Genomic DNA, 6,766 nt, shown 5'->3' with positions numbered 1-6,766 from the left:
TAATAATGATAACTTCATAATTGAAGACTAGCAACATGCAGACTTTAAGTCTGACAACCAAATCTATGGACTTTAAGTCCATAGTGGTTTAGTTTAAGAAATAGTGAACTTATTGTTAAGGCTAGAATGTAGTTAAAGAAAATATGTGCCAATCTCTTAAATCTGTGTTCAAAAAGATTTTATCCTTCATTATTTTATCCGAAATTTGCTTTTTCAACTCCTTAAAACAATAATTCCATGGAATTTGGTACTATTATAATTTCAGAAACTGCAGCCAATAGCGGCAATCCTCAAGACATCATCAATTCTAATATTTCGGTTATCAACCTCATGCGCGAAGAGAAAATCGACGATGATTTGATTCATGAAGATGCAATTATGAGTTACTATATGGATTTTTACGTTTCTCAATGTACTCAAGGGAATTTTGCGCAATTTGTCTATAATTCGAAATGGAACATGGAATTAAATGGTCTCATTGCTGATGGTTTGGAATTGATAGGTGCACCAAAACATTTGGAATTATTTCAAGCGCAATGCAAGAAAGTCAATTTGATGAGTAGCGTTAAAAGAGATAAGTTTTTCAAAAGTAAGTTGGAAGGTGTAAATCCGATTCGTGATTTAATTAATAATGATACTTTTTTTGAAATAGATGAAAACTTGGTCGAACTTAATTCTGCATTCTTGAAAGAGCATCCAGATACACAAATTCTTTCTGTAGATGGAATGTTTGAATTACTAGAAGATTTCGTGGGAAGAGCCATTAAAAGAGAATAATATAATTTGGCGGAGATTCGTTATTTTTTTTTGAAAATAGAATAAGGGGCACTAGTGTTAAAATACTTAGTGCCCTTTTTATATGGATGTTTCTAATGTCACACAGCCCCTGTCGAAGCGCTTGTTAAACGTAGTCTTCCCTGAGACAAAAGCTCCAGCAGGACTTAGCTCAGACCGACAATGGGTACCGAAACCCCAGCAACGATAATTGTGCTGTTTTTATTCGTTGACCAAATTTTCTATAGTTTATTGCTGTGAGTAGATTTGCCTATTAATTCTAAATCTTGATGAAAAGTATCAATTGCATGTTATAAAATAACACTACCCCTTTGTAAGTTGTTTTATTATTTTAAAAAGTAAAATTTTTCTAATAACATATTGGTTTTTAAAAGTATAGGATGCTATTCACTATATGTTTAAATGAATAAAAAAACGTTAGATTAGTTGAAGCTCTCGCAATTATAAATGCTTTTTTCCTCTTTTTTATTTTTATATTATAAAAATAGCAATATATTTGGAGAACCAAATTGGTAAACCAGAAATAAATAAGGAAAATATTTAATTATGATGAAATATATTAAAAGTAATTGGTTGATAAGAACTGTTTTAGGTGTTTTATTTTTCGTTTTTCAAAACGGAATAGCGCAGGGACATCCTAGATTAGTACTTACGCCAAAAGGTGTTAAGGAAATTAAATCGCAATTAGGCAAAGTACCTTTATTTGACGCTTCTGTTACCGAAGCAAGGAAAGAAGTTGATGCCGAAATGAAACTCGGAATAGAAGTACCAATACCTAAGGATTTCTCGGGTGGTTACACACATGAACGGCATAAAAAAAACTGGTTGATTACGCAAAAAGCTGGTGTTTTGTATCAAATAACAGGTGATAAAAAATATGCTACTTATGTCAAAAACATGTTGATGGCCTATACTAAGTTATATCCTACTTTGCCATTGCATCCACAAGAACGTTCCTATGCACGAGGAAAGTTATTTTGGCAAGCACTTAATGATTCCAATTGGCTAGTTTATATGAGTCAAGCTTACGATTGTGTATATGATTTTATTGGAGCAAAAGACAGAGGTCTAATCGAAAAAGACTTGTTTAAACCTTATGCAGATTTTATTTCAATCGGTTCGCCTCAGTTTTTTAACCGTGTACACAATCATAGTACTTGGGGTAATGTAGCTGTAGGGATGATTGCTTTGGTGATGGATGATGCTGAGTTGCTGGACAGGGCATTATACGGATTAAAAGAGGATACTTTACCGCCAGGAATGAAAGATAATGATGGCGGTTTGATTAAAAAAGAAGGTCAAGTTACAGGTTTTTTGGCTAATGTAAATGAGCCTTTTTCTCCGGATGGATACTATAATGAAGGTCCGTATTACCAACGGTATGCTATGTACCCATTTATGGTTTTTGCAGAAGCGCTTCAAAATACCAAACCAGCGCTTAAAATTTTTGAGTATAAAAATGGAATATTAAACAAATCGATTTACGCATTGCTTAATTTGACCAATTCGGCAGGAGAGTTTTTTCCTTTGAACGATGGCCAAAAAGGAATGTCGTACTATTCACGAGAATTGGTTTCTGCCGTTGATATTGCTTATTTGTACGGTGGTAAAGATCCTTCTCTATTGTCTATAGCCGAAAAACAACGACGTGTTCAATTGGATAACTCAGGTATGGCTGTTGCATTGGGGATTAAAAATAAATTATCAAAACCATTCCTTAAAAAATCAATTGATTTGTCCGATGGTTCAAATGGTGAAGATGGTGGTGTGGCAATTATTAGAAATAAAAATAATGACAACGAACTTACATTAGTACTTAAATATGCTGCGCAAGGTTCTAGTCATGGACATTTCGACAAATTATCATTTTCTTACTACCAAAATAGTGATGAGGTTTTGCAAGATTATGGTTTAGCACGTTTTGTTAATATCGAACAAAAAGGAGGTGGTAATTACTTGAAAGAAAATGCTACTTGGGCAAAACAAACTATTGCGCACAACACGATTATTCAAAATGAGGTTTCACATTTTGAAGGGGATTTTGAAAAAGGAAATTTATTTTCATGTGAGAAATACTTGTTTGATGTTTATAATCCTAAAGTACAGATAATAAGTGCGATTGAAAATAATGCTTATCCTGGTACAGATATGCACCGTACGATGGTTTTATTGGAAACAGAAGGATATGAAAAGCCATTATTGTTGGATATATTTCAAGTAGATTCAAAAAATTCCAATCAATATGATCTGCCTTTCTATTATTTAGGGCAAATGATTTCGGCTAATTTTAAATATGATACTCCAAAAATATTAGAGCCATTAGGAACTGCATTTGGTTACCAGCACTTATGGAAAGAAGGAATTGGAAAAGCAACTATTGAGAACACTAAATTTTCTTGGTTGAACGCTGGAAATTTTTATACCATGACATCTGCCACTAATCCAGAGGATGAATTATTATTGGTTCGATTGGGTGCAAATGACCCTAGTTTTAATTTGCGTAGAGACGCTGGAATTATTATTCGAAAAAAGAACACCAAAAAAGCAACCTTTGTCAGTGTAATTGAAGCCCACGGAAGTTACAGTCCAGTAACAGAAAATGCGGTGAATGCAGTAAGTAGCATTGCTAATCTAGAATTGGTTTATGAGGATGATAATTATGTTGCTGTAACTATTAAAAATAATAACGGAAATGTTAATTTGTTTGTCCTGGCAACAACGAATAACTCGGTAACAGCAAAACATTCCTTAAAAATAAAAGACGTAATGTATAACTGGGTTGGAGCACATTATGATGCATTAATTAAATAAATGGATAGGTTGTTTTTGAAGTAAATATAGCGCTAATTATACGTTTGAAAAAGTTATAAACTAGTTTTTGGTAAAGGTTTAAATGGTGAAATTAGGCTTCAGAAAAGAAAATAGTATACTTCTTTACTACTTATAGGATGGACAGGCAATGTTTATAGTAAAGAATAGTTTTTGTGATTTATTCTACTATTAGTTTAAGCTACAAAATATTCATTTTGAATGTTTTGTAGCTTTTATTTTGTCTTTGTGTTTTTTAGATTAGAGTTTATTTATAGTTTGAGATGTATTAAATGACATTTATTTTAACAAAATTTTAAAATAAGTGTCTAATTGTTTTTTTTTACTAAAATTTGTTTCTATATTTGGTTCTCCAAATTGGTTTACCAAACTGGTATGTTAAATTTTTTGTTAGTGTATTAAAAAAGAAATAGGGAATGAAAATGAATTAAATAAGAAGCAACATAGTTATGAATGTTCAATTTTCAATACGTGTACTTTTCATAGCTTTAGTATTAGCATCAGTCCGTTATGGTCTAGATGTAAATGAGGAAAAGAATATTGCTAATATTAATTTGTCACTTTGGACAGTAACAACTCCTGATAAACTAAAGGAAACGCATGACTTTAATAATTCAGAGATTTTGCATTCAATGAGACTATATATAAGTTTGTCTAGGGAATAAAAGTAGTTAATGGGATTGGAAGTAATTCTAAATGATTCCGAATGATTTGTTTACAATGAAGTTTGTTTGGGAAAAGGGGTGTTTTTGAAAAGTATTGCAAGGAGGTAGTTATTTTAGCCAAAGGCTTCTAAATCATATGCTTAATTTAATATTTATTTTTTTAAAGTGTCACATTAATAGATATTTAGCTCCTTTAATATAGTTTCGTTTTTTTATTAGGGTCTTGTTTTTTTTCTTTATTTTTACAAACCAATCTGGTTAACCAGAGTTTTTAAAATTTAATAAGTATGAAATTAGAAGTAATAGCTAGAAAAGAAAATAATAGAGAGCCTCTAAATGCAATTATAGCAAAGATTAGAGATTATATTAATTATAAAAATTTAGAACCTCAAGATAAATTACCGTCTGAAAGGATGTTGTCTGAAAAGTTTGAAGTAAGTAGAAGTAGTGTTCGTGAGGCGATACAGAAATTAGAATTTTACGGGATACTCAAATCGATTCCTCAAAGTGGAACTTTCGTTGCAGATATTGGCAAAATTGCTATTAACGGTATAATTGATGACATATTGAGGTTAGGAAAATCAGATTTTAAATCATTAGTAGAAACCAGAATTTTACTTGAACTCAAAACAGTACGTTTGGCAGCAACAAGAAGAACAGAGGAGGATTTGGTTAATATCAAAGCTGCTTTGGATGCTTATGCAGATAAAGTTCACACGGGTGAAGATGCTGTACAAGAAGATTTAATATTTCATCTAGCGATTGCTAGAGCTAGCGGAAATAGTACCATTAATAATATGATGTTGATAATAACACCTGAAATATTAACCAATTTTGAAAAATATCATGTGTGTGATAAAAGCGGAAATGAAGGTCTTGATAGGATTAATGATCATACAGAGGTTTACGACGCAATTGTTGCGCAAGATCCACAATTGGCAAAACAAAAAATGAAACTACATTTCAAAGCATTATATGAATATTGTTACCATTCGTAATTAAGAATACAAGTCATATTTAAGATCAGGATTGTATGTAGGTACAGCAATACATTTTAGTCTTAAAAAATAGCACTTTTATAAGATATAATATAAATTACCTAGTTTTAAAAACATAGGTACGGGGTTTTTTTGGCTTTTTTTTAAAGTAAAAGAAAGTGAAATTTATAAAAATTAACAGATGAAAGTAAAAGGATTAAGATGGTGGATTATAACATTGATATGTTTGGCCACGGTAATTAATTACATTGATAGAACTGCATTTGGAATCATGTGGCCAGAAATGGGTAAAGATCTAGGTATGGATGAAGCTGATTATGCTATTATGCTTAATATTTTTATGATAACATATGCAGCAGGAAAGTTTCTATCTGGTAAACTATACGATATGATTGGTACCCGATTAGGCTTTACAGTGTCAATTGTTCTTTGGTCTGTAGCTTCTATCTTTCATGCTTTTGCAAGAGGATTGTTTTCTTTGACACTTTTCAGAGGTCTTTTGGGACTTGGAGAAGCAGGGAATTGGCCTGGTGCTGTGAAAAGTAATGGAGAGTGGTTTCCAATCAAACAACGTGCTATAGCTCAGGGGATTTTCAATGCGGGTGCTTCATTAGGGAGTGTTATTGCTCCTGTTCTTATTGCTTTTTTATACGGAGCCTACGGTTGGAGGATGACTTATATTATTATTGGAGCATTAGGGGTTTTGTGGGTTATTCCTTGGTTGTTTATTAATAAAGGAACACCTGATAAACATCCTTGGATTTCAGAAGAAGAAAAAAATCTTATTTTGGCGAGTAGTAAAGCGGATAATGGTATAGTTTCAAATGAAAAAGGGTTAAGTGTAGTAGGTATTTTGAAGCACAAAGAAGCTTGGGGTGTTTTAGTAGCTAGTTTTTTTATAGAGCCTATTTGGTGGTTGTTTGTAGGTTGGATGCCACTGTACCTGCACTCTGCGTATGGTTTTAGTATTGTCGAAATTGGTTCTACAATTTGGATATCTTATTTAGGAGGAATGGCAGGAAGTCTTGTAGGTGGTTGGTATTGTGGGAAATTAATCGAAACAAAATCAGTTGATGCCGCGAGAAAAATAACAATTGGAATAGGTTGCGCACTGATTCTAATGGGATTGTTAGGGATTATTTTCTTTGTAGACGGAGAGAGTGCTATGTCGTTTATTTATATTGTAGCTATGGTTCTATTTGGTTTTCAGTTTGCCATTGGTAATCTGCAAACTTTATCAAGTGACTTATTTAAAGGACCGTCTGTTGGAACTTTGGCTGGTCTTGCTGGTAGTGTTGGAGCAGTATCGGTAATTGTTATGAACTGGTTGATACCAAAAATTACGACCGTTTCTTATACCCCTGCTTTTATTATCATTGCCATATTGGCACCGCTGACTATTGGTTCTATTTTATTTTTGATAAAAAAGATACAACCCGTAGCCTAATAATAATACAGAATAAATACAGAACAAAATAA

General features: G+C 32.4%; 4 protein-coding genes. All 4 read left to right on the top strand.

Annotated elements, in window-relative coordinates:
• The first annotated feature begins 237 nt into the window (after positions 1-237).
• Entirely contained in the window at positions 238-777 is a 540-nt protein-coding gene (locus tag M2326_RS13150) for a DMP19 family protein (RefSeq protein ID WP_264620016.1), read from the top strand.
• Between the two features lie 564 nt (positions 778-1,341).
• Positions 1,342-3,606 carry an alginate lyase family protein gene (locus M2326_RS13145; RefSeq protein WP_264620015.1) on the top strand — a complete coding sequence of 755 codons (2,265 nt, stop codon included), beginning with the start codon at positions 1,342-1,344 and terminating at the stop codon, positions 3,604-3,606.
• A 970-nt stretch (positions 3,607-4,576) separates the two neighbouring features.
• The gene (locus M2326_RS13140; RefSeq protein WP_264620014.1) at positions 4,577-5,287 is read left to right on the top strand and encodes a FadR/GntR family transcriptional regulator; all 711 of its coding nucleotides are present in this window, start codon (positions 4,577-4,579) and stop codon (positions 5,285-5,287) included.
• A 181-nt stretch (positions 5,288-5,468) separates the two neighbouring features.
• Positions 5,469-6,734 carry an MFS transporter gene (locus M2326_RS13135; protein WP_264620013.1) on the top strand — a complete coding sequence of 422 codons (1,266 nt, stop codon included), beginning with the start codon at positions 5,469-5,471 and terminating at the stop codon, positions 6,732-6,734.
• Positions 6,735-6,766: the final 32 nt, after the last annotated feature.

Source organism: Flavobacterium psychraerolatum, from assembly GCF_025960985.1.
Taxonomy (GTDB): domain Bacteria; phylum Bacteroidota; class Bacteroidia; order Flavobacteriales; family Flavobacteriaceae; genus Flavobacterium.
The sequence above is the reverse complement of the archived record's forward strand: the minus strand, read 5'-3'. Positions and strand labels throughout refer to the sequence as shown.

What these genes read in the sequence shown, in the direction of transcription:
- M2326_RS13150 (WP_264620016.1), top strand. Translation starts at nt 238, where the DNA reads ATGGAATTTGGTACTATTATAATTTCAGAAACTGCAGCCAATAGCGGC.
- M2326_RS13145 (WP_264620015.1), top strand. Translation starts at nt 1,342, where the DNA reads ATGATGAAATATATTAAAAGTAATTGGTTGATAAGAACTGTTTTAGGT.
- M2326_RS13140 (WP_264620014.1), top strand. Translation starts at nt 4,577, where the DNA reads ATGAAATTAGAAGTAATAGCTAGAAAAGAAAATAATAGAGAGCCTCTA.
- M2326_RS13135 (WP_264620013.1), top strand. Translation starts at nt 5,469, where the DNA reads ATGAAAGTAAAAGGATTAAGATGGTGGATTATAACATTGATATGTTTG.